Origin of the sequence: Methylocystis sp. SB2 (genome assembly GCF_049817085.1) — a bacterium.
GTDB lineage: Bacteria > Pseudomonadota > Alphaproteobacteria > Rhizobiales > Beijerinckiaceae > Methylocystis > Methylocystis rosea.
The window spans coordinates 2,443,248-2,467,872 of the sequence record NZ_CP187401.1 but is presented as its reverse complement, the minus strand read 5'-3'; the positions used below and the strand labels follow the sequence as shown (position 1 = coordinate 2,467,872).

26 protein-coding genes are annotated in these 24,625 nt (G+C 63.8%); 6 read left to right on the top strand and 20 right to left on the bottom strand.

What is annotated here, in order from left to right:
• The first annotated feature begins 80 nt into the window (after window positions 1-80).
• On the top strand, window positions 81-1,739 hold the full coding sequence (gene bchE / locus ACPS74_RS12215) for a magnesium-protoporphyrin IX monomethyl ester anaerobic oxidative cyclase (RefSeq protein WP_029648448.1): 1,659 nt from the start codon (window positions 81-83) through the stop codon (window positions 1,737-1,739).
• Window positions 1,720-2,334 carry a bacteriochlorophyll 4-vinyl reductase gene (bchJ, locus tag ACPS74_RS12210; protein WP_029648449.1) on the top strand — a complete coding sequence of 205 codons (615 nt, stop codon included), beginning with the start codon at window positions 1,720-1,722 and terminating at the stop codon, window positions 2,332-2,334. Before bchE ends, bchJ begins: the two co-directional genes overlap by 20 nt.
• 98 nt (window positions 2,335-2,432) lie before the next feature.
• On the opposite strand, the gene ACPS74_RS12205 is transcribed toward bchJ, so the two are convergent.
• From ACPS74_RS12205 to ACPS74_RS12145, 13 genes are all read right to left on the bottom strand, one after another.
• Window positions 2,433-2,690, bottom strand: coding sequence for a hypothetical protein (locus tag ACPS74_RS12205; protein ID WP_239755188.1), 258 nt, complete (start codon window positions 2,688-2,690; stop codon window positions 2,433-2,435).
• A gap of 218 nt (window positions 2,691-2,908) precedes the next feature.
• Window positions 2,909-3,931 carry a photosynthetic reaction center cytochrome PufC gene (gene pufC / locus ACPS74_RS12200; RefSeq protein WP_029648450.1) on the bottom strand — a complete coding sequence of 341 codons (1,023 nt, stop codon included), beginning with the start codon at window positions 3,929-3,931 and terminating at the stop codon, window positions 2,909-2,911.
• Window positions 3,928-4,905 (bottom strand): photosynthetic reaction center subunit M, encoded by a 978-nt coding sequence (gene pufM / locus ACPS74_RS12195; RefSeq protein ID WP_029648451.1) that lies wholly within the window; start codon window positions 4,903-4,905, stop codon window positions 3,928-3,930. The genes pufC and pufM overlap by 4 nt, the downstream gene beginning before the upstream one ends.
• An 18-nt stretch (window positions 4,906-4,923) precedes the next feature.
• Window positions 4,924-5,748: a photosynthetic reaction center subunit L gene (gene pufL, locus ACPS74_RS12190; protein ID WP_029648452.1), complete on the bottom strand. Its 825-nt coding sequence runs from the start codon at window positions 5,746-5,748 to the stop codon at window positions 4,924-4,926.
• Between the two features lie 94 nt (window positions 5,749-5,842).
• Window positions 5,843-6,040: a light-harvesting antenna LH1, alpha subunit gene (pufA, locus tag ACPS74_RS12185; protein ID WP_018406829.1), complete on the bottom strand. Its 198-nt coding sequence runs from the start codon at window positions 6,038-6,040 to the stop codon at window positions 5,843-5,845.
• A 12-nt stretch (window positions 6,041-6,052) separates the two neighbouring features.
• A complete protein-coding gene (pufB, locus tag ACPS74_RS12180) occupies window positions 6,053-6,277 on the bottom strand; it encodes a light-harvesting antenna LH1, beta subunit (protein ID WP_026222719.1) in 225 nt (74 codons plus the stop codon).
• 63 nt (window positions 6,278-6,340) lie between these two features.
• Complete coding sequence (locus tag ACPS74_RS12175; RefSeq protein WP_146189994.1) at window positions 6,341-6,616, bottom strand: hypothetical protein; 276 nt, start codon at window positions 6,614-6,616, stop codon at window positions 6,341-6,343.
• A 55-nt stretch (window positions 6,617-6,671) separates the two neighbouring features.
• Window positions 6,672-8,129, bottom strand: a complete 1,458-nt coding sequence (bchZ, locus tag ACPS74_RS12170) for a chlorophyllide a reductase subunit Z (RefSeq protein WP_029648454.1) — start codon at window positions 8,127-8,129, stop codon at window positions 6,672-6,674.
• Complete coding sequence (gene bchY / locus ACPS74_RS12165) at window positions 8,123-9,664, bottom strand: chlorophyllide a reductase subunit Y (RefSeq protein WP_029648455.1); 1,542 nt, start codon at window positions 9,662-9,664, stop codon at window positions 8,123-8,125. The genes bchZ and bchY overlap by 7 nt, the downstream gene beginning before the upstream one ends.
• Window positions 9,665-9,676: 12 nt before the next feature.
• Entirely contained in the window at window positions 9,677-10,693 is a 1,017-nt protein-coding gene (locus ACPS74_RS12160) for a chlorophyllide a reductase iron protein subunit X (protein ID WP_029648456.1), read from the bottom strand.
• Window positions 10,690-11,628, bottom strand: coding sequence for a chlorophyll synthesis pathway protein BchC (gene bchC, locus ACPS74_RS12155; protein WP_029648457.1), 939 nt, complete (start codon window positions 11,626-11,628; stop codon window positions 10,690-10,692). Before bchC ends, ACPS74_RS12160 begins: the two co-directional genes overlap by 4 nt.
• A 95-nt stretch (window positions 11,629-11,723) precedes the next feature.
• The gene (locus ACPS74_RS12150; protein WP_029648458.1) at window positions 11,724-12,857 is read right to left on the bottom strand and encodes a methyltransferase; all 1,134 of its coding nucleotides are present in this window, start codon (window positions 12,855-12,857) and stop codon (window positions 11,724-11,726) included.
• Window positions 12,858-12,868: 11 nt separating this feature from the next.
• Entirely contained in the window at window positions 12,869-13,738 is an 870-nt protein-coding gene (locus ACPS74_RS12145; protein ID WP_029648459.1) for a polyprenyl synthetase family protein, read from the bottom strand.
• Window positions 13,739-13,886: 148 nt separating this feature from the next.
• Here ACPS74_RS12145 and crtD point away from each other — a divergent pair, with 148 nt between their 5' ends.
• Both crtD and ACPS74_RS12135 read left to right on the top strand, forming a co-directional pair.
• Window positions 13,887-15,422, top strand: coding sequence for a 1-hydroxycarotenoid 3,4-desaturase CrtD (gene crtD / locus ACPS74_RS12140; RefSeq protein ID WP_029648462.1), 1,536 nt, complete (start codon window positions 13,887-13,889; stop codon window positions 15,420-15,422).
• 20 nt (window positions 15,423-15,442) lie between these two features.
• Window positions 15,443-16,270 (top strand): hydratase, encoded by an 828-nt coding sequence (locus tag ACPS74_RS12135; protein ID WP_083481294.1) that lies wholly within the window; start codon window positions 15,443-15,445, stop codon window positions 16,268-16,270.
• Between the two features lie 12 nt (window positions 16,271-16,282).
• Here the strand turns inward: ACPS74_RS12135 and ACPS74_RS12130 are convergent, their stop codons facing one another.
• The 4 genes from ACPS74_RS12130 to ACPS74_RS12115 all read right to left on the bottom strand — a co-directional run bounded on the left by ACPS74_RS12130 (window position 16,283) and on the right by ACPS74_RS12115 (window position 20,032).
• Window positions 16,283-16,426 carry a hypothetical protein gene (locus tag ACPS74_RS12130; protein WP_157055193.1) on the bottom strand — a complete coding sequence of 48 codons (144 nt, stop codon included), beginning with the start codon at window positions 16,424-16,426 and terminating at the stop codon, window positions 16,283-16,285.
• A gap of 3 nt (window positions 16,427-16,429) precedes the next feature.
• Window positions 16,430-17,476 carry a phytoene/squalene synthase family protein gene (locus ACPS74_RS12125; RefSeq protein WP_239755237.1) on the bottom strand — a complete coding sequence of 349 codons (1,047 nt, stop codon included), beginning with the start codon at window positions 17,474-17,476 and terminating at the stop codon, window positions 16,430-16,432.
• Window positions 17,457-18,986 (bottom strand): phytoene desaturase, encoded by a 1,530-nt coding sequence (locus ACPS74_RS12120; protein WP_029649174.1) that lies wholly within the window; start codon window positions 18,984-18,986, stop codon window positions 17,457-17,459. The genes ACPS74_RS12125 and ACPS74_RS12120 overlap by 20 nt, the downstream gene beginning before the upstream one ends.
• Window positions 18,987-19,069: 83 nt before the next feature.
• A complete protein-coding gene (locus ACPS74_RS12115; protein ID WP_029649175.1) occupies window positions 19,070-20,032 on the bottom strand; it encodes a PDR/VanB family oxidoreductase in 963 nt (320 codons plus the stop codon).
• A 276-nt stretch (window positions 20,033-20,308) separates the two neighbouring features.
• Here ACPS74_RS12115 and ACPS74_RS12110 point away from each other — a divergent pair, with 276 nt between their 5' ends.
• Window positions 20,309-21,964 (top strand): SagB/ThcOx family dehydrogenase, encoded by a 1,656-nt coding sequence (locus ACPS74_RS12110; protein WP_029649176.1) that lies wholly within the window; start codon window positions 20,309-20,311, stop codon window positions 21,962-21,964.
• The gene (locus tag ACPS74_RS12105; RefSeq protein ID WP_029649177.1) at window positions 21,961-23,658 is read left to right on the top strand and encodes an ATP-binding protein; all 1,698 of its coding nucleotides are present in this window, start codon (window positions 21,961-21,963) and stop codon (window positions 23,656-23,658) included. Before ACPS74_RS12110 ends, ACPS74_RS12105 begins: the two co-directional genes overlap by 4 nt.
• 5 nt (window positions 23,659-23,663) lie before the next feature.
• Here ACPS74_RS12105 and ACPS74_RS12100 read toward each other — a convergent pair whose 3' ends face one another.
• From ACPS74_RS12100 to ACPS74_RS12090, 3 genes are read right to left on the bottom strand one after another with little or no spacing between them, the layout of a single operon-like run.
• Window positions 23,664-24,125, bottom strand: coding sequence for a hypothetical protein (locus ACPS74_RS12100; protein WP_029649178.1), 462 nt, complete (start codon window positions 24,123-24,125; stop codon window positions 23,664-23,666).
• Window positions 24,122-24,340 carry a type II toxin-antitoxin system HicB family antitoxin gene (locus ACPS74_RS12095; RefSeq protein WP_029649181.1) on the bottom strand — a complete coding sequence of 73 codons (219 nt, stop codon included), beginning with the start codon at window positions 24,338-24,340 and terminating at the stop codon, window positions 24,122-24,124. Before ACPS74_RS12095 ends, ACPS74_RS12100 begins: the two co-directional genes overlap by 4 nt.
• On the bottom strand, window positions 24,337-24,579 hold the full coding sequence (locus ACPS74_RS12090; RefSeq protein WP_029649183.1) for a hypothetical protein: 243 nt from the start codon (window positions 24,577-24,579) through the stop codon (window positions 24,337-24,339). Before ACPS74_RS12090 ends, ACPS74_RS12095 begins: the two co-directional genes overlap by 4 nt.
• Window positions 24,580-24,625 lie beyond the last annotated feature (46 nt).

Genomic DNA, 24,625 nt, shown 5'->3' with positions numbered 1-24,625 from the left:
CCTGAAATGTCAATCCCCGTTGCAAAACGTCAAGTATGATTTACGATCAGTGCAATTGACAAACGTCGGAAAGGGAAAGCATGCGCATCCTTTTCATTCATCCGAATTATCATTCCGGCGGCGCAGAGATCGCCGGCAATTGGCCGCCGGCCTGGGTGGCCTATCTTTCCGGCGCGCTCAAGAAGGCCGGCTACGCTGACATCAAATTCATCGACGCGATGACCTTCGACATCGGCGATGAGGATTTGCGCAGAGAGATCGCCGACTATGCGCCCGATGTCGTCGGCGTCACCTCGATCACGCCGTCGATCTACAAGGCGGAGCGCGTGCTGCAGATCGCCAAGGAGGCGGCGCCCGGAGCCATCGCCGTGCTCGGCGGCGTCCATGCGACCTTCATGTACGGTCAGGTGCTCGCCGAGGCGCCGTGGATCGACGCGATCGTGCGCGGCGAAGGCGAGGAGATCATCGTCGATCTTGTGCGCACGATCGACGAAGGCGGCTGGCCCGCGCGACGCGACGCCATCAAGGGCATCGCCTATGCACAGGACGGCAAGGCGGTCGCGACCGCAGCGGCGCCGACGGTGAAGGACATCGATTCCATCGTTGCCGACTGGAGCCTGCTGAATTGGGACAAATACAGTTACATCCCGCTCGGCGTGAAGGTCGCCATTCCCAATATGGCGCGCGGCTGTCCCTTTACCTGCAGCTTCTGCAGCCAGTGGAAGTTCTGGCGGGATTACCGCATTCGCGATCCGAAGAAAGTCGTCGACGAGATCGAGACGCTGATGCGCGATCACGGCGTCGGCTTCTTCATCCTCGCCGACGAGGAGCCGACGATCAACAAGAAGAAATTCGTCGCCTTCTGTCAGGAGCTGATCGACCGCAAGCTCGATATTCTCTGGGGCATCAATACCCGCGTCACCGACATTTTGCGCGATGAAGCGCTGCTGCCGTTCTACCGCAAAGCGGGATTGATCCATGTTTCGCTCGGCACCGAGGCGGCGGCGCAACTAAAGCTCGATCTCTTCAACAAGGAAACGACCGTCGCGCAGAATAAGAAGGCGATCGAGTTGCTGCGCAGCGCCGGCATCGTCGTCGAGGCGCAATTCATCGTCGGCCTCGAAAACGAGACGGCGGAAACGCTGGAAGAAACCTATCAGATGGCGCGGGACTGGAAGCCGGACCTCGCCAACTGGTCGATGTACACGCCTTGGCCATTCTCCGATCTCTTCAAGGAGCTTGGGGACAAGGTTGAAATCTTCGACTATGAAAAATACAATTTCGTCACGCCGATCATCAAACCGCAGGCGATGGACCGCGGCGAACTGCTCGATCGGGTGATGAACAATTATCGTCGCTTCTACATGAAGAAGGCGCTGTTCTCCTATCCATGGGCGGGCAGCGGACAGCGACGACGCTATCTCCTCGGCTGTCTCAAGGCCTTCCTCAAGGCGGGCTTTGAGCGAAAATTCTATGACCTCGGCAAAGTCGACTATTGGGGACCGCAGTCGCGCTCCAAGGTGAAGTTCAACTTCGATGCAACGCGCCGGCGCGCCGCTGACGAGGACGTCGAGTGGCAGGTCACGCATAAGCGCCCCGCCAGCACAATGCATGAGGCCGCGCAGACGATGGCCTGCGGCGGCGGCAAGGAGCAACTCACCGAGGAGGCGGACGACGCGCCGTTCGAGCCGGCCATTATGCGCGAATCGGCGACGCCGCATGAGCATCGCGCGCGCTGAAGGCGAGACGGCGCGCCTCGGTCTGATCGGACCGAACGCCATCACGCAAATGGCGGCGGCGCTGTCCGATGCATGCGGCGCGCCGCTGCGCCTCGAGGTTTTTGAAGACGCGGGGCTTGCGCGCTATCTCTGCGCGCCGCCGACGCAAATGATTTCCGAAGACGACGTCGCGCAGCTGCATCGGGCGGCGATCGACCGTCTCGGCGAAACGAAAGCCGCCGCGATCTCGCGCGAAGCGGGACGGCGCACCGGCGATTATCTTCTCGCCAACCGCATTCCCGCATTGGCCCAACGCGTTCTGAAATTCCTGCCGCGTCCGCTGGCGGCGCGGATTCTCGTCGCGGCGATTGCGCGCCATGCCTGGACGTTTTCAGGAAGCGGCGAGTTCACCTATGAATTCGCGCCGAATCTGCGTTTGTGCATCGCCCGTTCGCCGATCTGCAAGGGGCTTCGCACAGAGGCGCCGGCCTGCGCCTATTTCGCCGCGACCTTCGAGCGTGTGTTCGGCGAAATGCTTGGACCAACGCTGCGCGTCACGGAAGTCGAATGCGCGGCGACGGGCGCCGCAGCCTGCGTCTTCGAGGCGCGCTGGTAAGCGCCTCCCGCCTTGCGCGCGAAGCGAAGCAATCCATGAGCTCGCGCTCCGCCCTCGATTGCTTTGTCGCTTGCGCTCTTCGCAATCACGGCGCGCTTCTAGCTCCCGGCCGGCACGAGCCAGTCTTCGGCTGGCGCATAGCCTTCGCCCACCGCTTTGCGATAATGCATCGTGAAGCCGCTGATCGCTTTCCGCAATGCGTCGCCTGGGGTATCCGCCTCCGACGCGCAGCTCCAAAAGGGGCTCGGCTGACGCGGCGTTTTAATCGCGTGGCTCAGGCGAAACGCTGTCCGCGATCCCCAGGTCCGCCGCAATCGAATGGTGACGACGGTCTCGAGCGTTCCGATGCGAATCATATAGGCGCCTTCGTCGTCTTGCCTTTGAACGACGCTGACGCAATCATCTTGAAGCGCGCTTTCCACTGTGCACACGGCGTCATCCTCCCTGCTTTGCGCCCAGCGAAACGAAAGCAAAGCTGCAAACTGCCGGTATTGAGACGTGCGCGACCATCGTTGTCAAAAATGGCTAAAAAGCGCCCGGCCGATGTGGCCGTCGGCCGGGCGAAAGCCGACGGTCAGCGCGCGGCCTTGCCGCCGAGCTCGGGGAAGTCTTTCAACAGGCTCTGACCGTAGAGCGGTTTGCTCACGCCCTGATGACAGGTCCCGCAATTCGCCTTCGGGCTGTCGCCGAGCGGGCCTAACCGATTGGCGGGATAGAGCGATTTTAGCGTTTCGAGATAGACCGCGTTCACCTCGCGCATCATCTGCAAGCCGTTCCAGGCGGCAGCGCGCTGCGGCGCGCTCTGGGACCAATCCAGGAATGCGCGGGTATTGTGACAGAAGGTGCAATTAACGCCGAGCGCTTGTGACATGTGCATCATCAGCGAATAGCTCTGCTCCGTTTGCTGGATGGAGGCGCCCTGCGTGGTCGGCAAGGCGGTTTTGCCCACAACGCGAATATTATCGTCGCCGAGCAGATGCGGCGTAAACGGATCGACGGGAAGCGCCGTCGTTCCATTCGACGTCGATGGATGGCCGAAACCATAGTTATGCGCCGCCATCCCGCCGGCGTGCCGCGCGCCCGGATTTTCGTACCAGACGTTTTTGGGCACAGGCTGGCCGCGATGACAGGTGTAGCAGGTCACGCCGACATCGCCGACATGCGACGTCCATTCCTTGTTGATGTCACGCGTCATTGCAATCATACGCCGGGCGACGATCTTGGTGTAAATCCCGTCGTCGGCGAGATCGTCGGTGTGGCAATAGGCGCAGCCCTGGTCCGGCGACACCCATTGCGTGATGGCGACCATCAGACGGTTGAACTCATCCGTGCTGAGGTCGGTCAGCACTTTCACGTTCTTGTAGGCGCTGGTCGCGCGCTCGCCCGAGGGCGACGCCTTGTCGATCGGCGCCGGCAAAGCGTTGGCCGCTTCTAGAATACGCTTGTTCTGGGCGCTGATGAGCTGCTCCTGGCCCGTGCCGCGGTAGCCGGTTTGTGTGCTGATGATCGGCGGGCGAACCCATCCGGGGGTGAACAGCATGGCGACCGTGAGCAGCGTCGCCACGACGATGCCGAGGAGAGAGAAAGCCAGTCTCATGGCGCGCCTCCCGTGGTGAGCGCAGGATCGACGACCGGCGCGAAGACATGCGGGTATTCCGGCGCAATGCCATGCAGCACGCCCCAGAGATACCAATTGTCGACGACAGTGCCGGTAAGGAGAATGCCAATGCCGCCGCTCAACGGGCACAGCACGGCGAACCACCAGGCCCAGCGGTGGATGGACTCCATCGTTGCGTTGAAGCCCATCGTCCAGCGCCAGAACAGCGCCGCACGCTCCGACGCTGTGCCGCGATCGATGATCTGCTCGATCTCGCGCTCGCCGCCGAAGCGCCCGACCGCCAGAATCGTCGCGCCATGCATGGCGAAAAGCAGCGCCGATCCATAGAGGAAGACGATCGAGAGCATGTGGAACGGATTGTAGAAGAGATTGCCGTAGCGGATGGAAAAGGCCGCGGTCCAATCCAGATGCGGGAAGATGCCGAACGGCACCGCCTCACTCCAGCTGCCCATCAGCAGCGGACGAATGAAGCCCAGCACCAGATAGAGCCAGATCGCTGAAAGAAAGGCCCATGCGGTATGCGTGCCAAGACCCAAGGCCCGCGCCCGGCGATACATGCGCCACCACCACAGCAACACGGATGACGTTAGGAAGAAGCCGGCGAAGAGCCACCACCCGCCCTCGCTGAGCGGCGGAAAGATCTTGATTCCATATTGCGGCTTGGGCGGCTCAAGCGCCAGCCAGGGCAATTGCCGCACGAATTGCACCGGATCCCAATTCACCGACGCAAACATATTAAGGCCGATGATTTCGAAGGCGATGAATCCGAAGACAAGCGACAGCGTGCCGAGATAGCCGAGATAGATCGGCCCGATCTGCGCATTGCCGATACGTCCGAAAAGATGCGAAAACGTCGCCCAACTCGTTCGCTTCATTCCGGGAACGGGAACGCCGGGATGCGGCGCATCGGCGCGGACCTGAACCTGCGTAAAGATGTTCTGATAATAGGCCACGGTTCGTCTCCCTACGCGTTAGCGCCAGACGGGAAGATTGAGCCACCAGTTCCACCACTCGGGCCAGCCGCGAGTCCAGAACGGGCCGCTGATGATCATGCACACCGCGCTCCAGAATGCGGAGGACACCGCCAGAAACAGGCCGAGCCGATGAATGCCGAGCGTGCCGATGGAGTAGCCGATCGAGTCGCGGAAGAAGGTGTCTTCATGTTCGGGCGTCTTCACGGCCTCGCCCTTGCCGGGATTGGTCGCCGATAGCACCAGCGCGCCATGCAGCGACAAGGCGAAACATGTCGCGAAGAAGAACGACACCGCGATCATATGCGCGGGATTGTAGTGAAAATGCAGATATTGGTAGCCGGTGTTCGACACCCAATCGAGATGACTGATGATGCCGTAGGGGAAACCGAAGCCCCAGGCGCCCAGCAGCAGCGGACGAATCACGACGAGCGACACATAGGCGAAGATCGCGAAGCCGAATGCGATGGGCACATGATAGTTCATGCCGAGCTTGCGACAGATTTCGACCTGGCGCAGCGCCCATGAGATGAAGGCGCCGGTCGCGCAGAAGGTGATGATCTGCCAGAGCCCGCCTTCCTTCAGCGGCGCGAGCGCCAGACCATATTTAAGATCGGGCGGGGCGATGTTGATCTGCCAGATGTTCCAGGTCGGGCCCATCGCCGCGCCCCAGATGATCAGCGCCGTGCCCAGCGCCGAGCAAATGATCGTCGTCACGCCGAAAAAGCCGACGTAAAACGGCCCGACCCAGAAATCGAAGAGGTCGCCGCCGATGAGCGTGCCGCCGCGCACGCGATATTTTCGCTCGAAACTCAGCAGGGCCATGGCCGCGCCTCCCTCGGATGCCAGTCAAATTGTCTGCGTCCGCGGGCGGAAGCGAAACGCGTCCGTCCGCAGCGCGTGATGTGCGTCGAACCGATCAGCCGAACGCGGCGGGCGGGCCGCCGGGAATCGTCTGTTCGATCTGACCTGTGCGCGCGGGACGCGGTCCTTCCAGCCAGTTGAAGCGGTCGGTGCTGAGCAAAATGAAATGAATCAGCAGCGCCAGCGTGAACAGGAAGGTAAAGAGCGCGACCAGCGTGCGACGCGGATCGAAAAGCAGCCATACTTTGTGCATGCCGATCTCCTATCAGCCGAGGAGCGACAGCGCCGCATGAGCGGCGTTCGTCACGCCGTCGAGCAGAGCGTAGCCCTTCGGACCCGGCAACCAGGGCCGCCAGAACCACACCAGCACATGCGCGATGATCGCGATGAAGGTGAAGATCAGGAAGCTCCTGACGAAGAGGCTATGAAACTCCATAGCCTCCGGCTCTGTCAGACCTGACAGAGAACTCCTTTCTCTCTCGATGGCCATCTATTGACCTCCGTTAGAATTGCCGCGCACGCCTTACGCGGCGGTAGCATCGCAACCCGAGAGTCACGACAGGCGTTCCGCCCGGCTTTCCCGGGCGAAGCTCTGCAACATGGCGCGCGCGATCAAGGCGTAGGAGATCACGATCAGCATGTTCTCGCGCGCTTCGGCGACGACCGACGCGGTCGATGGGCGCCGCGCTTCGCCATGGCTGCGCGCGCGCTGCAAAAGGCGCTGCGCCGCCGTCGCGACGAGGAAAGCCGGAAACAGCACGCCAAGCAGCAGCTGGAATTTGAATTCGGTCGCGCGAAAATCGGGCGTCGAATAGATCGCGGAACTCATGGCTTCTCCTTCCATGCGAGAACGAGAGTTTTCACCGGCGTCGGTCTGCGCTGCGTCATGCGCCCCGCCCTTCCATCACCAAGTCGCGCGCGCGTTCGACGCGCGCCGCCGTCACCATGTCGTCGCCGGCGCTGCGCGCCGCGCGTTCGGCGGCGTCGCGCAGGCGTTTGGCCGCGGAGATGCGCACCAGCAGCGGCGTCGCTTCGACGAATTCGTCGAGCATCGATTTTGCGGCGTCATCCCAGGCGATTTCGCGATGCAGACGCGCCGGAGTCGGCTCGACTTTGTCGAGCTCAGTCCCGAGCGGCAGAATGTTGAAGAGCGCATCGAACAGCGCGTTGCAGACTTCCTGCACGAGATAGACGGCGCCCGAATAACCCATGAAGGGCGTGCCGGCGTGGCGCCGGATGATCGCGCCGGGGAAGGACGCCGGAATATAGATTGAGCGTCCGCCGGCTTCCGCCGCATACATGCGCTCATTGTAGCTGCCAAAGAGAACGAGCGGCGCCGTCTCCTTCACCGCCTTGCGCACCGCCGCGTTGTCGGTCTTCTCGCCCGGGCGCCGGCTGACGGCGAAGGCGCAGGGCAGGCCCATTTCGTCTTCGAGAAAATGCCGCACGCCGCGCGCATAGGTGTCCGTCGCGACGATGCCGAAGTTGGCGCTTCCAAAGAAATCCTGCGTCACCGAACGCCACAGATCCCACAGCGGCTTGATCGTCGTGTGCTTCTCGCGTTCGATGAACGGCTCGGGATCGAGACCCAGTTCCTGCCCGAGCGTGCGCAGAAATTTCGTCGTGCTGTGCAGCCCGATCGGCGCCTGGAGATAGGGACGCTCCAGCGCCTCGCAAAGATGGCGGCCGAACTCGCGATACATGCAGATGTTGACGTCGGCGTCCGCGAGTTTCGCCGTGTCGGCGATATGGCTGCCGAGCGGAAAGACCATGTTGATCTCGGCGCCGATTCCTTCGACCAGCCGCTTCATCTCCGCAAGATCGGACGGCATGTTGAAGACGCCGTAGCAGGGGCCGATAATGTTGACGCGCGGCTTCTCGCCGGCCGCGCGCGCTTTGCGCTTCGGGGCCTTGCCTTTCTTCGGGCCATATTCGCTCCAGAGCCAGCTCATCGCGCGATTGGCGCACTGCCACTGATCCTCGTCGATCGTGCGCGGCAGAAAGCGCTGAATGCCGGTGCCCTCAGGCGTCACCCCGCCACCGATCATTTCGGCGATCGAGCCGGTGACGACGACGCTCGGCAAATCGGGGTCAAGCGTCGCGTGGGCGCGCTTCATCGCGCCTTCGGTGCCGTGGCGCCCGAGTTCTTCTTCCGACAGTCCGGTGACGACGATCGGCAGCTCATGCGGCGGCAGGGCGTCGGTGTAATGCAGCACCGAGGTGACGGGCAGATTTTCGCAGCCGACAGGACCGTCGATGACGACCTGCAGGCCTTTGATCGCCGTGAAGACATAGACGGCGCCCCAATAGCCGCCGGCGCGATCGTGATCGAGGACTAGCATGCGCCCATCTCCTCGATGGGCTTCGCCGCGGTTTTCGCGCGCTGCTTCTTCGCGAACTCGGGACGGTCTCGCGGAACGTCCTGCCAGACTCCGGCCGCGAATCCCTTGCCCACGCCTTCGAAGAAGTCATTCATTTCGTCGAAGCGCGCCCGATTGGCGATCGCCGTGTTGACGACTTTCGCAAGCGAACCGGCGCCGGCGACGCCCATCAGCGGGCGCGCCGAGATGAGATTGGTGAAATAGAGCGCGGGCGTCGCATTCTGCTTCGCCTTCTGCACCACCGGCGTCGTCCCGATCGCAAGATCCGGCTTGAATTCCTCGAAGGCGGCGAAGTCCTGTTCGAGCGAGGCGCGAAACTGCACATGCACGCCTTTCGCTTCGAGCCAGTCGCGGTCGGCCTCGGAAAAGCGCGTGCGCGGACAGGCGGTGCCGACATAGCGAAGGTCGGCGCCGGATTCGACGAGCAGACGTCCAACGAGCAGCTCGGAGCCTTCATAGCCGGAGAGCGTTACGCGTCCGGAGATCGGGGCCGCTGACAGGGCGCCTTGTATTGCGGGCAGCAGACGGTTCTTCGCCGCGTCGATTGTTTCGCGCGCGACGTTGCAAGCTGCGCCGATCGCCTCGAGCCAGGCGGCCGTTCCGTCGTGACCGACGGGCGCCGAGCCCACCACGGCGCGCCCGGCGGCTTCGAATTCGCGCACGCAGGAGGCATAGAACGGATGAATCGCGGCGACCGCGGCGCAGTCCAGCGCGCCATAAAGTTCGCGCCATTCGCGCGTCGGCGTTACCGGGCCGGCGGCGAGGCCCATGAGATCCAGCATTGCGCCGATCTGCATAGGATCGGCGGGGAACATTTCGCCGAGCAGTGAGACGGTCGGTTTCTCGGCGCGCGGCGCGCGCGGCGCCTGGACGGGTCCCTGCTCCGCCTCGAGCCGCGCGAAACGCAACATGGCGCCGGCGAGCACATCCTTTGCCTCGGCATGCGTCGGCACGCCAAAGCCCGGCACGTCAATCCCGATGACGCGCACGCCATTAATCTCTTTCGGCAGCAGTCGTAGCGGCACACCCGACGCCGTCGGCACACAGAGATTGATGACGACGATTGCGTCGTAATTGTCTGGATCGGCGAGGGCGTGAACCGCGTCGCGAATGTCTTCGAACAATTTGCCGGTGACGAGCGTCTCCGAATTGAACGGCACATAGCCGACCGTGCGCTTCGCGCCATAAAAATGGGACGTGAAGGTGAGGCCGTAAACGCAGCAAGCCGAGCCTGAAAGCACCATCGCCGTGCGGCGCATGCGCAGGCCGACGCGCAACGATCCGAAGGCCGGGCACATGCTCTGCGGCTGATCATGCGGGCCTTGCGGATAGTCTTTCGCATATTGGCCGAGCGTGTCACTCATGCCGGCGGCTTCGGCGGCGGAACGCAGCCTCTCCTTGCCTGCATGACAGCCCAGTCCATCCGTCGGCAGCGCCGCGGCGGCGACATCATTCGCCGTGTCGAGAGCGACCGTGTTGGAGCCGAGATCATCCATCGTTCGCTTCCCTCAGATCGCTTCGTAGACGACTTCGAGAGAGGGCTTTTGCGTCAGCGTTCCGCCGCACATGTCCTGCGGCGTCGCAGGCTCGAGCACGACGTCGCGTCCGACAGATTCGCCGGAGAAAAGGCCGAGCAGTTCGTCCTGCGTCAGCGGCGTCGGACGATGCGCCTTCGCGTCTGCGACATTTGCGGCGAGTTCGGCGAACAGCGCGCCCCAGCGTCCATCGGGACGGCCAATGATTTCGTAATTCGCGCTCTTGCGGCGGATGTCGTCGTCGGCCGGGATCGAGGCGAGAATCGGAATGCCAGCGGCTTTTGCAAAGGCCTGCGCTTCGCCGGTGCCGTCGTCTTTGTTAATGACGAGGCCTCCGACGCCGACATTGCCGCCGAGCTTGTGGAAATATTCCACCGCCGAGCAGACATTGTTGGCGACGTAAAGCGATTGCAGATCATTCGAGCCGACGACGATGACCTTCTGGCACATGTCGCGCGCGATCGGCAGGCCGAAGCCGCCGCAGACCACGTCGCCGAGGAAGTCCAGCAGAACGTAGTCAAATCCCCATTCGTGGAAACCGAGCTTTTCCAAAAGCTCGAAACCGTGAATGATGCCGCGCCCCCCGCAACCGCGTCCGACCTCCGGCCCCCCAAGCTCCATGGCGAAGACGCCGTCGCGCTTGAAACAGACGTCGCCGATCGCGACCTGATCGCCTGCAAGCTTTTTCTTCGTCGATGTTTCGATGATCGTCGGGCAGGCGCGTCCGCCAAACAGCAGCGAGGTCGTGTCGCTCTTTGGATCACAGCCGATGAGCAGCACTTTCTTTCCTTGCTGCGCCATCATGTAGGAGAGATTGGCGAGGGTGAAGCTCTTGCCGATGCCGCCCTTGCCGTAGATCGCGATGATTTGCGTGTCTTTGGTCGCGGTCGTCGGCGCAGGATCTGGTTCTATTGCGGCTTCCTCGCGCAGAATGTGCGCGGGCGGATTGGCGAGTTCGTCGGCGGTGAGAAAGCCTTGCGCGTCATTCATGCTACCGCTCTCCAATCGAGAACCATTTTCAGACAGCGCGGATCGTCGAAGGCGATCGGATAGGCGTCTCGCGCCTGCAGCGCGAAGCGTCGATGCGTGATCAGCCCTTCGAGCGAAAGGCGTCCGTCTTCGACGAGACCAATGACGCTCTTGAGATCGCCGGGGCGCCACTGGGCCGCGACCCGCAGTCGCGCCTCGCGCATGAAGGCGGGCGGAAAGGCGAAAGCGAGGGGACGCTCATAAAAGCCGGCGAGAACGATCTCGCCGCCAGGCGCGAGACGCGCGATGAGAACATCGAGGATGGTCGGATCGCCGCTGACGTCATAGATCACGCGATAGTCGCGGCGCGCATCTTCTTCCGGCGTCGTCACGAGATAGGCTTCTGCGCCTTCGGCGCGCTGCGGATCGCGCTCCCACACAGTCGGCGCGCCGCCGGCGGCGACGGAAAGACGCGCGAGCAACCTTCCGAGAACGCCGTGTCCGACAATGAGCTCCGCGCCTTCCGGCGCCACGTCGCTTCGCGCGTGCTGCGCGGTCGCTGCGAGCGCAAGCAGCACGCCTCTGTCGCCAAGCTCCCTGGGAATGGCGGCGACGCGCGCGCCTTTGACGACAAGATGCGAGGCGGCGCCGCCAAACAGCCCGCGAACGGCGCCGTAGCAGGTCGCTCCCGGCGCAAAGACGCGCTGACCGACGCTGTAGCCGCTGTCGGGCCCCGCTTCGACGATTTCGCCGACGGTCTCGTAGCCGGGGACCAGCGGATAGCCCATGCCCGGGAAGTCCGGCATGCGCCCGCTATAGAGGAGCCGCTCGGTGCCGGTGCTGATTCCGCTCCAGGCGGTTTCGACGACGACGTCGTCGGTGCCCGGCGCGTCGAGCGGCAGGCGGCTGAGCGCCAGCCTTCCTGGCTCTTCAAGGACGATGGCGAGCGCTTCCAACATCATCGGCCTTTCGCGGCATGCGCTTGGGGCGACGTAAACCTACCCCTACATTCTGTCAGTCTATAAAGACAGATTAAAACGTCAAGTAAATATTACACTCGGCGCGCGGTCAGAACGCTGGCAAAGAGCGGACGCGGCGATTTGAGGAGGCGAATGCCTTCAAAACCAGAGGCTTGGAGTAGCTGAATCATTTCAGGGTGTCGGCGGGGGCGGCCGCTGCCCATCGCCAGCAAATAGAAGCCGAAATAAGCGTCGCCGATCGCCTCGGCCCCGCGCGTCTCCGCCATGGGTTCGGCGACGAGCAGCGTTCCGCCCGGCGGCAGCGCGGCGTAGGCGGCGCGCAGCGCGGCAAGGGCTTTCTCGTCGTCGTGATCATGCAGGACGCGAATGAGCGTGACGACGTCGGCGCCTTGGGGCGGCGGCGTATCGAGAAAGCTCCCCGAGTGGACTTCGACCCGCGACAGCCCTTGCGACGCAAGCAGGCGGCGCGCCCGCGCAGCCACCGGCGGCAGATCGAAGAGCTGCAGGCGTAGCGCCGGGTGGCGGGCGGCGACGACGGAGAGGAATGCGCCCTCGCCGCCGCCGATGTCGAGCAGACATTGGTGGCGACCGAGGGGATAGGCGTCGAGCACGTCTTGCGCGATGAGCTTTTGCGAACGCGCCATCAGCTCGCTATAGGCGCCGCACGCCGCCTCATCCCCGGCACCGCCTTTAGCGTAGGGCCAGAAATCCGAGAGCCGCGTCGTCGTTTCGCCGCGCAGCAGCGCGACCGGGTCCCGCAGATCGTCGTAAAGCAGCGTGTGATGTTCGACGAAGGCGGCGACCGAAGGATTGCCGAGCATCGAGGCGCCAAGATCGTCGAGCGCGAAACGGTCACCAGGCAGTGCGCGCAAGAGACGCAGCGACGCCGCGGCGCGCAGCAGGCGTTGCGCGGCCTCTGGCGGGAGAGCGAGCCGCGTGGCGATATCGCTTACATCCTGCGGGCCGGCCGCGAGCGTCTCAAAGAGGCGCAGCCGCACGCAGGCGAGCAGGATCTGCGAATAGACGAATCCGGCGCAAAGGTCGAAGAGCGCCTTGGCGCGGCGCTGCGCAATGAAACGCGTGAACGGCGAAACCGCCGCCCAGCGCTGGAATCGCGGGTCGGCGACGAGGCCGTTGCGCCAGTTGAGCCAGCGTTCGCGCCAGGCCGCGCGACCGCCAGGCGCAGGATGCAATGCGGCCGACACCCGCCGGCCCCTCAGGCCGCTTCGCGGGCGAGCTGTTTGGGAAAGAACAGCGCCGTCTGCGCCTTGATCAGCGCGTGCAGCTCCGTGGCCCCGGGACAATCGGGAATAGACTCGACTGCGGCCCTGACCAGCTCCTCGAGCCTCGCCTTGGCGCCGCCGACGCCGAGCTGCGCCGCCGCGTTGGGGCGCAGGCGAACGGCGTCCTGGCCGATGGGCTTGCCGAGTTCGTCAGAGTCGCAGAGCACGTCGCGCAGATCGTCCGCGACCTGATAGGCCTCGCCGAGTTTGTCGCCGAGCATGCGCCAGGGCTCGGCGTCAACGCCGGCGGCGGCCGCGCCGGCGCGGGTCGCGGCGACAAAGAGCGCGCCGGTCTTCGCCCGCTGGTAATCGGCGAGCGGCACGGCGACTTCGCATTCCCAGGCCTGCCCGGCGACGATGCCGCCGGGCGATCCGACCGCTTCCGTGACGATGCCGAGCAGCGTCGCCATCCGCGCGGCATCGCGCGCCGCGACCGGCCGAAGCGTCGCAAAGGCGTGAACAATGAGCGCGTCGCCGGTCAGCACCGCGATCGGCGCGCCATATTCGGCGTGAACCGAGGCCTTGCCGCGACGCAGGGCGGAATCGTCGAAACAGGGCAGATCATCGTGGACGAGCGAGGCGCAGTGCAAAAGTTCGATCGCCGCCGCGGCGGCGTCGGCCGACTCCGGATCGGCGTCGCCACAGGCGCCGGCCACGGCAAGGCAAAGCTGAGGGCGGATGCGGTGGCCTGCGGGAAACACGGCGTAGCGCAGCGCCGACGCCAACAGCGGCGGCGCGCCGGGGCCTTGCGCCAGCGCCACGGCGCGGTCGAGCGCCTGTTCGATACGGTCGGCAATTTGCATGGCCCGCCTCCGCTATGTAATGTTTCGTGGTCTTCATTTATGTCAATATAGATTGACACAAGCTGGAAGTTCGATCAACTCTTTTCCGACGTAGTGATGCAGCGGCGCGGCGCTCGCGGCCCGCTTTCTGCGATCAGGATGGAATCGAATGAGAACGCATCGCGTCGTCGTCATCGGCGCTGGGATCGGCGGGCTCGTCTCCGCGATGCTGCTCTCGGCGCGCGGTTTCTACGTCACCGTGCTCGAGCGCGCGCAGTCTCCCGGCGGCAAGATGCGGGAGATCGAAGCGGGCGGCGTAGCGCTCGACGCGGGTCCCACCGTCATGACAATGCGGTGGGTCTTCGATGAAATCTTCGATGAAGCCGACGCCGATTTTTCCGATCGCGTAAAGCTGCTTCGCCTCGAGACTCTTGCGCGCCACGCCTGGAGCGAAAGCGAAAGGCTGGATCTCTTCGCTGATCCGGCGCGCAGCTTTGACGCCATCCACGCCTTCGCCGGCAAAAGAGAAGCCGAAGGTTTCGCGCGCTTCTGCGCGCGGGCGCGCGGCATCTACGAGACGCTGCGCGACTCCTTCATTCTCGCGCAGCGGCCGAATCCGATCGATCTCGTGCGCCACGCCGGCGTTTCCGGCCTTCCTAATCTAATGCGCATCTCACCCTTTGCGTCGATGTGGGATGAACTCGGCAAATATTTTGGCGATCCGCGGCTGCGCCAGCTGTTCGGGCGCTACGCGACCTATTGCGGCTCCTCGCCGTTTTTGGCGCCGGCGACTCTGATGCTCGTCGCGCATGTCGAGATGGACGGCGTCTGGCGCGTCGAAGGCGGCATGCACCGGCTCGCTGTCGCGCTTGCCGATCTCGCCCGCGCGCGCGGCGCCAACATTCACTACGGAGAGGGCGCCAAACGCGTTCTCGTCGAGGGCGGGCGCGCCACGGGCGTCGAGACCGAGCAAGGCGAGATCATCAGCGCCGATGCGGTGGTGATGAACGGCGACGCCGGCGCGCTGCGGGCGGGCCTTCTCGGCACGCCCGCGATCGCCGCGCTGAACAGCGCGACGCGCGCGCAGCCGTCGCTTTCGGCCGTGACATTCGCCATGCGTGCGCGGGTCCGCGGCTTTCCACTCGCCCATCACAATGTTTTCTTCTCGCACGACTACCGCGCCGAATTCGACGACATCTTCCGCGATCGACGACTGCCGCGCGCGCCGACGGTCTATGTGTGCGCGCAAGATCGCGGCGACGAAGACGTCAGTTCCAGCGACGAAAGGCTTTTCGCGCTCGTCAACGCGCCCGCCGTCCATGGCGCAGGAGAACTTTCGACTGAGGAGTTACGCCAATGCGAGGAAAGGACCTTTCGATTTCTCGCCCACTGTGGTCTCGACATCCAGGCGCCGCGGCAGGCGATCGCGCGCACGACGCCCAAGGATTTCGCGCAGCTCTTCCCGGCGACTGGCGGAGCGATCTACGGCCAGGCGTCGCACGGCTGGATGGCCTCCTTCACGCGGCCGGGGTCGCGCACGCTTCTTCCGGGTCTATATCTCGCGGGCGGCAGCGCGCATCCGGGCCCCGGCGTGCCGATGGCGGCGATCTCGGGTCGTCTCGCTGCGAAGAGTCTGATGGCGGACCTTGCTTCGACGCGGCCGTTGCGCCGAGCGGCTATCGCTGGTGGTATGTCGATGCGCTGAGCGATGATGGCGAATACGGTGTGACGGTCATCGCTTTCATCGGCAGCGTCTTCTCGCCCTATTACGCCTGGTCGGGATGGGCCGACCCCTTCAATCATTGCGCCGTCAATGTCGCGCTTTATGGGCCGCGCGGCGCGCGCTGGGCGATGACCGAACGTGGCCGCCAAAGTCTTAAACGCACGCGCGACGTTCTCTTGATCGGACCGAGCTCGCTGGAATGGCGCGACGGCGCGCTGACAATTCGCGTCAACGAGGTTGCGGCGCCCCTGCCCAAACCGATCCGCGGCGAAATTGTTGTGAAGCCTCTGGCGATCAACACGAAGGAATTTTTGCTGGAGACCAAGGGCAATCACATTTGGCGGCCGATCGCGCCCGTTGCGCGCGTGTCGCTTGATCTCGATGCGCCAGACCTGCGCTGGAAAGGCCACGCCTATTTCGACACGAACGCCGGCGACGAGCCGCTCGAAAAGGCCTTTGCTTTTTGGACATGGTCGCGCGCCAATATCGGCGACGACGCCGCAATCCTCTACGACGCCGAGCGACGCCGCGAAGCTCCGCTGTCGCTCGCCTTGCGATTCAGCGCATCGGGTATGGAAACGCTCGACCCTCCGCCCCTAGCGCCGCTGCCTTTGACAAAATGGCGCGTTCAACGCCGCACGCGCGCCGATGATGGGGTCGCGCAGGCTCTGCGCAGCTTCGAGGACGCGCCTTTCTATTCCCGCTCGCTTGTTGCGGCGAAGTTTCGGGGCGAAACGATCCGTTGGGTGAACGAGAGCCTGTCGCTCGATCGCTTCGCGAATCCGCTCGTCCGGCTGATGCTGCCGTTTCGGATGCCGCGCCGCGCCTGACGCCGCGCAAGATCAGCCTCTCTCGTCAGGCTTCGACTGTTCGTCGCGCAGGCGCTTTCTTGCCTTCTCCAGCGACCACAGTTGCCAGAGGCAGAGACCGATCACTACGCCGAAAGAGAACACCAGTTCGATCACACCGAAGTAGTCATCAAACATTTGCTAGTCGCCGTAGCGCTCGGCGCGCTCGAGACGTTCGAATATTTCGAGCACGCGCAGGAACTGCGGCAGGGCGCCGTCGTCTGCCTCGCGCAGCGGCCGGCCCGGATGCCGCGCAATCGCTTCGATCAAAAACATCGCGGCGTCGAGCGGCGGCAATGGCGCGCCACCCGAAAGCCAGGGCGATGCGAAGCCGGCTCTCGCAACGAGCGCCAGCTTGCGCGCGCCGCCGACGCGCGCGCGTTGCGTGATCGAGTCGAGCGCGTAGCGCCCTTCGAGTTCGCGCCCGATTTCGGCGTAAAGCAGCGCGGCGGCGAGAATGGCAGGCCGGCATGGAAGAGGAAGTTGCGCGATGCCGCGCCGCGCGCGCGTGTAGAGCACATCGGCTTCGCGTAGCAGCCGCGCGACGACACTTTTGAGCGCCGGCGTTGCGCCGGGACGCGCGAGAAGCCCTTCGGGATCGACGCCCGCCTCGCGCAGCCAGCAACGCGGCAGATAGAGCCGGCCGGCGCGCGCGTCCTCGCCGACGTCGCGCGCGATGTTGGTCAGTTGCATGGCGATCCCGAGATCGCACGCGCGAGCCAATGTCTGCGGCTCGCGCACGCCCATCAGCAACGTCATCATCACGCCGACGGTTCCGGCGACGCGCGCGGCGTAATCGAAGAGTTCGTCGAGCGTCTCATAGCGGCGCCCTTCGGCGTCCCATGCGAGACCTTCAAGCAGCGCCTCCGGCACGGCGCGCGGAATGGCGTAACGGCGCACGAGATCCGCCATAGCGCGGTCCGCGGCGACGGGATTGGGACGGCCCTCATAGGCGCCCGCCAATCGCTCCCGCAGCCGTTCCAAGGCGGAAAAGGAGCCGCCTTCGACATCAACCGCATCGTCCGAAAGTCGGCAGAAAGCGTAAAGCCCATAGGCCGGCGCGCGCACGCGACTCGGCAAGATCAACGAGGCCGCGAAAAAAGAACGCGACCCCTGTCTGATCGCCTCCCGGCAGGCGGCATGATCGTCTCGAGCGGCGAATGCGACGTCAGGCGAAAACGGATGCATCGGGCGCCACCTTGTCGAGTATCCGCGCCGACGACAGAACGCCCGGCAGTCCGGCGCCGGGGTGCGTGCCTGCCCCGACAAGAAAGAGATTGCGCACGTCCTCGCTCGCATTATGCGGGCGGAACCAGGCGCTTTGCGTCAGTATCGGCTCCAGTCCGAAGGCTGCGCCGTGGAAGGCGTTGAGGTCCGTTTCGAAACTCAGCGGAGTCGCAACGCGCGACGTCACGATGTCCGAAGTGAGGCCCGGCAGGATCGTCGCTTCGAGCGCCTGCGCGATCCTCTGGCGATAGCGCTCCGCGAGCGCTGACCAGTCCTGGCCGCCTTCGAGATTGGGCACGGGCGAAAGCACGTAAAATGTGTCGCAGCCTGGCGGCGCCAGCGTCGGGTCCGTCGCTGTCGGTCGATGCAGATACAGGCTGAAATCTTCGGAGAGGGTCTTGTGCTGAAAGATGTCCTTCAGCAGCTCGCGATAACGCGGCCCGAGCAGAATCGTATGATGCGCGACGTCCTCATATCTGCGCCGCACGCCGAAATACCAGAGGAAAAGTCCCATCGAGTAGCTGGCACGATCGAGCTTGCGATCGCTCCACCGACGCCGAGCGGAAGCAGGCAAAAGATAGCGATAGGTCCAGGCTGAGTCCGCGTTCGAAACCACGATGTCCGAGTCGATGCGTTCGCCCGACGCCAATTGCACGCCCTTGGCGACGCCCTTCTCGACGATGATGGAGCCGACCTCCGCATTACAGCGAATCTCGCCGCCCTGACTTTCTATGAGTTTGACAAGACCAGAGAGCAGGCTGCCCGTGCCGCCCATCGCGAAATGCACGCCCCAACGTTTTTCCAGCGCCGCGATCAGACAATAAATCGCGCTGGCGCGAAACGGGCTGCCGCCGATGAGCAGCGGATGGAAGCTGAAGATTGTGCGCAACCGCTCGTCGCGAAAGAATTGCGACACGAGCCCATGGACGCTGCGGTAGCCCTGAAGGCGGATGAGATCGCCGGCGATGCGCGCCATGTCGAGCGGCGAGGAGAAGGGAACATCGCCAAGCTCTTCGAAGCCGATGCGACAGATCTCTCGGCTTTTATCCATGAAGCGCGTGAAGCCGTCGACGTCCTGCGGCGAGAAGCGGGCGACCTCGGCCCGCATCGCATCCATGTCGCCGCTGTAGTTGAAGCAGACGCCGTCGGAGAAACGAATGCGATAAAAGGGCGACATTGGCCTCAGGTCGATATCATCGGCCATCTGGCGCCCGCAGAGCGTCCAAAGCTCTTCGAAAAGGAAGGGCGCCGTGATGATCGTCGGCCCGGCGTCGAACGTAAATCCGTCTTGACGATAGACAGAGGCGCGGCCGCCGGGGGCATCGCGCTTTTCCAGAACAGTGACGCTGTAGCCGCGAGCGCTCAGCCGGATCGCGGCGGCAAGGCCGCCAAAGCCGCTGCCGATCACGACGGCGCGGGGCTTCCTCCCGGTGGCCGCCGCCAAGCGGGGTCGCTCAGCTAGTGTCAACATAAGTAGACACTAGCGCGGTCAGGCGGAACGATCAAGGGTTTCGAGTGGGCCGTGTCTAAGCCATAAGGCGCCCGCACGCAGCCTTACAAATTCAGCACCAGCAGATCGCTCTTGGCGCGCGAGACGCAGGCCAGGAAAAAGCCTTCCGCCTTCTCCTGATCGGAGAGACGCTTGTCGCGATGGTCCGGCTCGCCTTCGATGACTTGGATCTTGCAGGTTCCGCACATGCCCTGTTCGCAGGACGTGGGAATTTTGATGCCCTGCTCTTCGAGGAAAGCCGTGACGGTCTTGTCACCGGGGACCTTATACACGGCGCCCGTGCTGGCGATCTTGACCTCGAAGACCTTGTCGAGCACGGCCGGCGGCACTTTCGCAGTAAATCGTTCGACGTGGATCCGCTCCTTCGCCCAACCTTTCTGCTCGGCGAGGTGAATGATCGGATCCTGCCACCAATCGACGCCACAGATGAAGAGCTGCGTCTCTTCCGGCTGGTCCTGCAGAAGAGTCACTGGATTGAGCAGCTGATTGAGTTCGCTCGCCTCATAATAAAATTTCGTATTCTCCGCGAAATTCGATGTCGCGATCATCTCGCTGAATGAACCCGGCGACATCATTGCGTAGACATAGTGCAGATCGAAGGGAATATCCTGGCGCTTGAGATGGTCCGCGATGCTCAGGATCGGCGTCACGCCGATGCCGCGCGCCATCAAGATCGCGCGTTTCGTTTGCCGCGGCACGCGAAACCGATTTCTCGGCAAGCCCACCTGCAATTTGTCGCCGACATTCACCTGCGTATGCAGCGCCTTGGAGCCGCCGCGACTGTTGGCGTCGTTCCAGACGCCAATGACGTAGCGATGGCGTTCCGTAGCGCTGTTGCACAAGGAATATTGCCGCACCAAACCGCCGGGAACCGTGACGTCGACATGCGCGCCAGGCGAGAAGGTCGGCAGTTCGGCGCCGGTGGGATCGACCAGTTCGAACGAGGCCATATTGTGGGCCTCCTCGCTCTTCTTGGCCACAATCACTTCACGCAGAGTTTCGTCCATCGCGTCGTCCGATCAAGATGCGGAACAGAGCGCAGAAAGTAGCAAGAAGCATACCCTTGGGGTCGCCGCAGACCCGAGCCGCGGCGAACCGACAATGTCACCTATCGGCCAAAAGCCCCGGGTTGCGTCTCCACTGTCGCGGTCTTGTGCGACATTCTTCCTCGCTATCTGGGCGCACTCCTTCCCGGACCTGTAAAGATCATTGATCTCGTTGGCTATTCTCCAACCACAAAACTGGGCGCCCTTCTTGAATTAAGAAGTCGACGAGGAGGCCGCATGGCTGACGCCGAAACCGAAATTCAGAGCCTGAAAGAACGCCCGCAGGACGCAGACGACCTGCCAAGCGACATCCGCGGCTATCACCTGCGCACGAAACATGCCCCGACGCGCTATGCGCTTGGGCCGGCTTTTCTCGATTGGACCTCGCAGCCTTCGCCCTTCCGGCGCTTCGACGGCGCGCCGCGGATCGAACTGCCGTTACGCGATCGCGAAGAGACCGCGCCTTTCCCCGGCCCTGCGCTGCGCGCCGCGCCGCTCGACCGCATGGCGCTCGGCCTGTTCATGGAGCTCGGCTTCGGGATCAGCGCCTGGAAAAGTTACGAAGGCTCGACGTGGGCGCTGCGCAACAATCCGTCTTCCGGCAATCTGCATCCGACCGAAACCTATCTCCTCGCCAACGCCGCCGAGGGACTCAGCGAGACCGCCGCCCTTTATCACTACGCGCAGGAAGATCATGCGCTGGAGCGGCGCGCTGATTTTGAAACGCCGCTCATTCTGCCCGAGGGCGGCTTTCTGCTCGCACTGAGTTCCGTCCCCTGGCGCGAGAGCTGGAAATATGGCGAGCGGGCGTTTCGCTATTGCCAACTCGATGTCGGCCATGCGATCGGCGCCGCCGCGCAGGCCGCCGCCGCGCTGGGCTGGCGCGCGCATCTTTTGTGCGAACCGGGCGACGCCGACATTGCGGCGCTGCTCGGACTCGATCGGCCGGACGCTTCTCATCGGCGCGAAGAAGAACATCCCGATGCGCTCTTGTGGATCGCGGCTGATGGGAACGCGCCGCCCGACATCGACTTCGCCGGACTTGCGCGCGCGCCGCGAACCTGGACGGGCGCGGCAAATCGCTTGAGCGACGACCACGACGGCTGGCCGCTCGTCGACCGCGCGGCGCGATTCTGCGTCAAGCCGCGCACGCCGGCAGTGGAGCCCTTGTCACGCATGGCGCCGAAAGCCGCCTTCCCGTTCCCGCTGCCGGACATCGGGCGCGTGGTGCGGCGTCGGCGCAGCGCGCAGCGCATGGACGGGATCGCCCGCCTCTCGCAGGAGGCGTTTTGCGCGATGCTGACGTCGACGCTTCCCGGCGCCGAGCCTTGCCTGGCGCCTTTCCCCTGGCCGCCGCGGCTAAATCTGCTGCTCTTCGTGCATCGCGTCGAGGGCGTGGAGCCCGGGCTCTATCTGCTGCAGCGCGACGCCGAAACCACGGCGCGGCTGCGCGAGATGTCGGCGCTGGCGCTGCTTTGGACGCCGATCGAAATCGGGCCGCTCAAACTTTTTCGTCTGCGGCGCGGCGCCGTCGAACGCGAGGCGAGCATGAACGCCTGCCGCCAGGCGATCGCCGGCAAGGGCTGCTTCGCCGTCGCGATGATCGCCGATTTCGATCGCACGCTTCAAGAGGATGGCGGCTTCGGCTATCGCCGGTTGCACTGGGAGGCCGGCGCGATCGGCCAGGCGCTCTATCTCTGGGCCAGCGCCATTGGCCTCTCCGGCACGGGGATCGGTTGCTTCTTCGACGACGAGATCCACGCGATGCTGGGTCTGTCGCCAGAGCAATACGCCTTTCAGGACGTCTACCACTTCACCGTCGGCGCCGCGCTGGAAGACCCGCGCATGCTGACGCTCCCCGCCTACCCTGAAGAGATGCGCGAGCGAACATGAACATCCAAATCGAAAGGCCGCATGTCGAGGCGCTGATTGCGCGCTTTCCCGCCCATTCGGGGCTCTCGTCGCAACTGCGCTTCGGCGACAGAGTCGAACTCGATCTTGCGCATCTCTCCGGCCCCGAATTCGATTTCCTCGAGGAGCTGTATCAGCATTCGGGTCCCGAATTGCGCGCCAGAGCCGCGCAGCTTGCGACGTTGCGCTCGGCGCTGGAGTCTCAGGGCAAGCGTTTTGAGGCAGGCGATCTTGAGGACGTCTTGCCGGCGCTGGTCAAATACATGACGACCGATGGGTTACGCGGCTGGCTGTTCACGGCCAGCGTCGCCGCCAAGGCGCTGCCCTATGTCGTGACGCGTTTCGACTATGTGCCGACTTCCAACGACGAGGCCGGCAAGATCCTGGTGGAACTGAAGGCCAACGCCAAGGGCACGCTGCAAACCAATCTCATGCGCATCATGGCGCCCGACATCGTCGGCCGAACGATCAGCGAAATCCTCGCCGCCAAGGGTTTTCTGCGCGAAACGCCGGCCCTGATCGAGGCCTTCGACGCGGCGAGCGAGACGTATTTCGATTGGCGCGGCCGCTATGGCACGCAATTTTCCGGCAAAGGCTCCGGCTTTCACGCCGAAGACCCCAACGCCACGCATCGCGACACGGACTGGACCCGCAAGGACGTCATCGTGCTCTCGACGAGCGGCGGCGAGGCGCGCCTCGTCAACGACGAGGCGGTGCTGTCAGCGCGCAATCTGACATTGGAGGCGCCGGGCGACGTGCTCGGGCATTTCCTGCGCAAGGCGGGCAAGAGCAACAATTTTTCCGGCGAGGACGAAATCGCCGAGCTGCGCGAACAGATTCCGCCGGGACTCTTCACGCAAGTTCCCGTGCATCCCTACATTCTGATGTTTCATCTCGATCTGCATCATCACGTCTGGGTGCATGTCGACGAGATGCGGCTATATCGCTATCAGCCCGAGTTGAAGAGCAAGCTGGTGCTGCCGGAGGAGCAGACGGATCTCATTGACATTCTGACCGCCGAAATGGACGTGCTGATGGATGACATCGTCCAGGGCAAATCCGGCGGCACCACGGTGCTTTGCGCCGGACCGCCCGGCGTTGGCAAAACGCTGACCGCGGAAGTCTATTCGGAAATCATCCAGCGTCCCTTGTACCGCGTGCATTCGGGGCAACTGGGCCTCAATGTCGGCACGATGGAGACGGCGCTAAAAGAGATTTTGACGCGCGCTCAGCGCTGGGGAGCGGTGATGTTGATCGACGAGGCGGACGTCTACATCAAGCGCCGCGACGACAACATCGCGATGAACGCCGTCGTCGGCGTTTTCCTGCGCGTGCTTGAATATTTCAATGGTCTGCTCTTCCTGACGACGAACCGCGTCGACGACATCGACGAGGCGATCGTCTCGCGCTGCATCGCGCTGATCAAATACAACCCGCCAGACGCTGACGCGAAGCGCCGGATCTGGCGCGTGATGACCGAGCAATTCGCGCTCAACGTCGATGACGCGCTCATCGACGACCTCGTCGAGATTTTCCCCGCCGCCACGGGCCGCGACATAAAGGGGTTGGCGAAGCTCACGGCGAAGTTCTGCCACCAGAAGAATGTCCCGCCGAGCGTCGCCGTTTTCCGCCGCTGCGCGATCTTCCGCGGCCTCGACACGGCGCATGCGGCGTAGCAGATTCAGTCGTCGAATCCGCCGGACAGTCGCTCGCGCCAGCGTTCGCGAAAGGCGTTCGCCACTTCCTCGCTCGCAAACGTGACCTCGATCGACCATTCCGTGGTGCGCGTGTCGTCGGACCACGCCCGTTCCGCGCGACGCCAGAAAATGTTTGGCCAGTCGGGATTGCGCTGCGGCTTGCCGCTCTCGCGCGACGACGGCCGGCCGACGCGCGCGATCAGCCACTCCATGATCTCCGGCCGAAAAGCGGCGCCAAAAAACAGCCCGTGCCGACCCATGCGGTCGGGCGTGCGAAAGATGCGCTGGTTAAGCCAGGCGAAGGCAGGCGGATCAGGATCATTGTGAAAGCAACGCAGCGCCAACAGCCGGAACCCCATCGGAACGGAAAGCGCCGGCACAGCGTTGACGCATCCCGCAGACTCCTGCAGCGCCGCCGTGTCGGAGCCATGATTTTCCGTCCTCACGCGCTCTCCCCCCGCGCCTCGGGCGGCGGCCGGTCGACGGCCTTTAGCGCATCGAGCACGGCGATCAGCGCCCTGCGCCCGTCTTCCACCGCCTCCGCCTCGGTGCCGCCGACGCCAAAGCAGCCGGGAATATCTGGATAAGACAGCACGTAATAGCCGCCCTCTTCTGGCGGTCCGCGGCCGAGCTCGGTTCGATAGACGGGCGCCTCGCTCATCTGTCCAACTCATCCATGAGGTCCACCATCGCGACGAAGGCCTTCACGTGAACGCTTCTCACCTTCGCCTTCATGGGGATGGCGACGCAATTCGGCACGGAAGGATGCGTGAACACGACATGCGTTCCCGTCACCTTGCGGAACTTGATCGCATATTGCGAGGCGGTGATTTCAAAATCGGCGGGCGTCCAGGCGCCGCCCGGATCATTGCGAAACGCCTCCAAGCGCTTGTTATGCACGGCGTCGCCTCCCGTCGGTCACGGCTCGAATCTTGCTCGCCGTCGA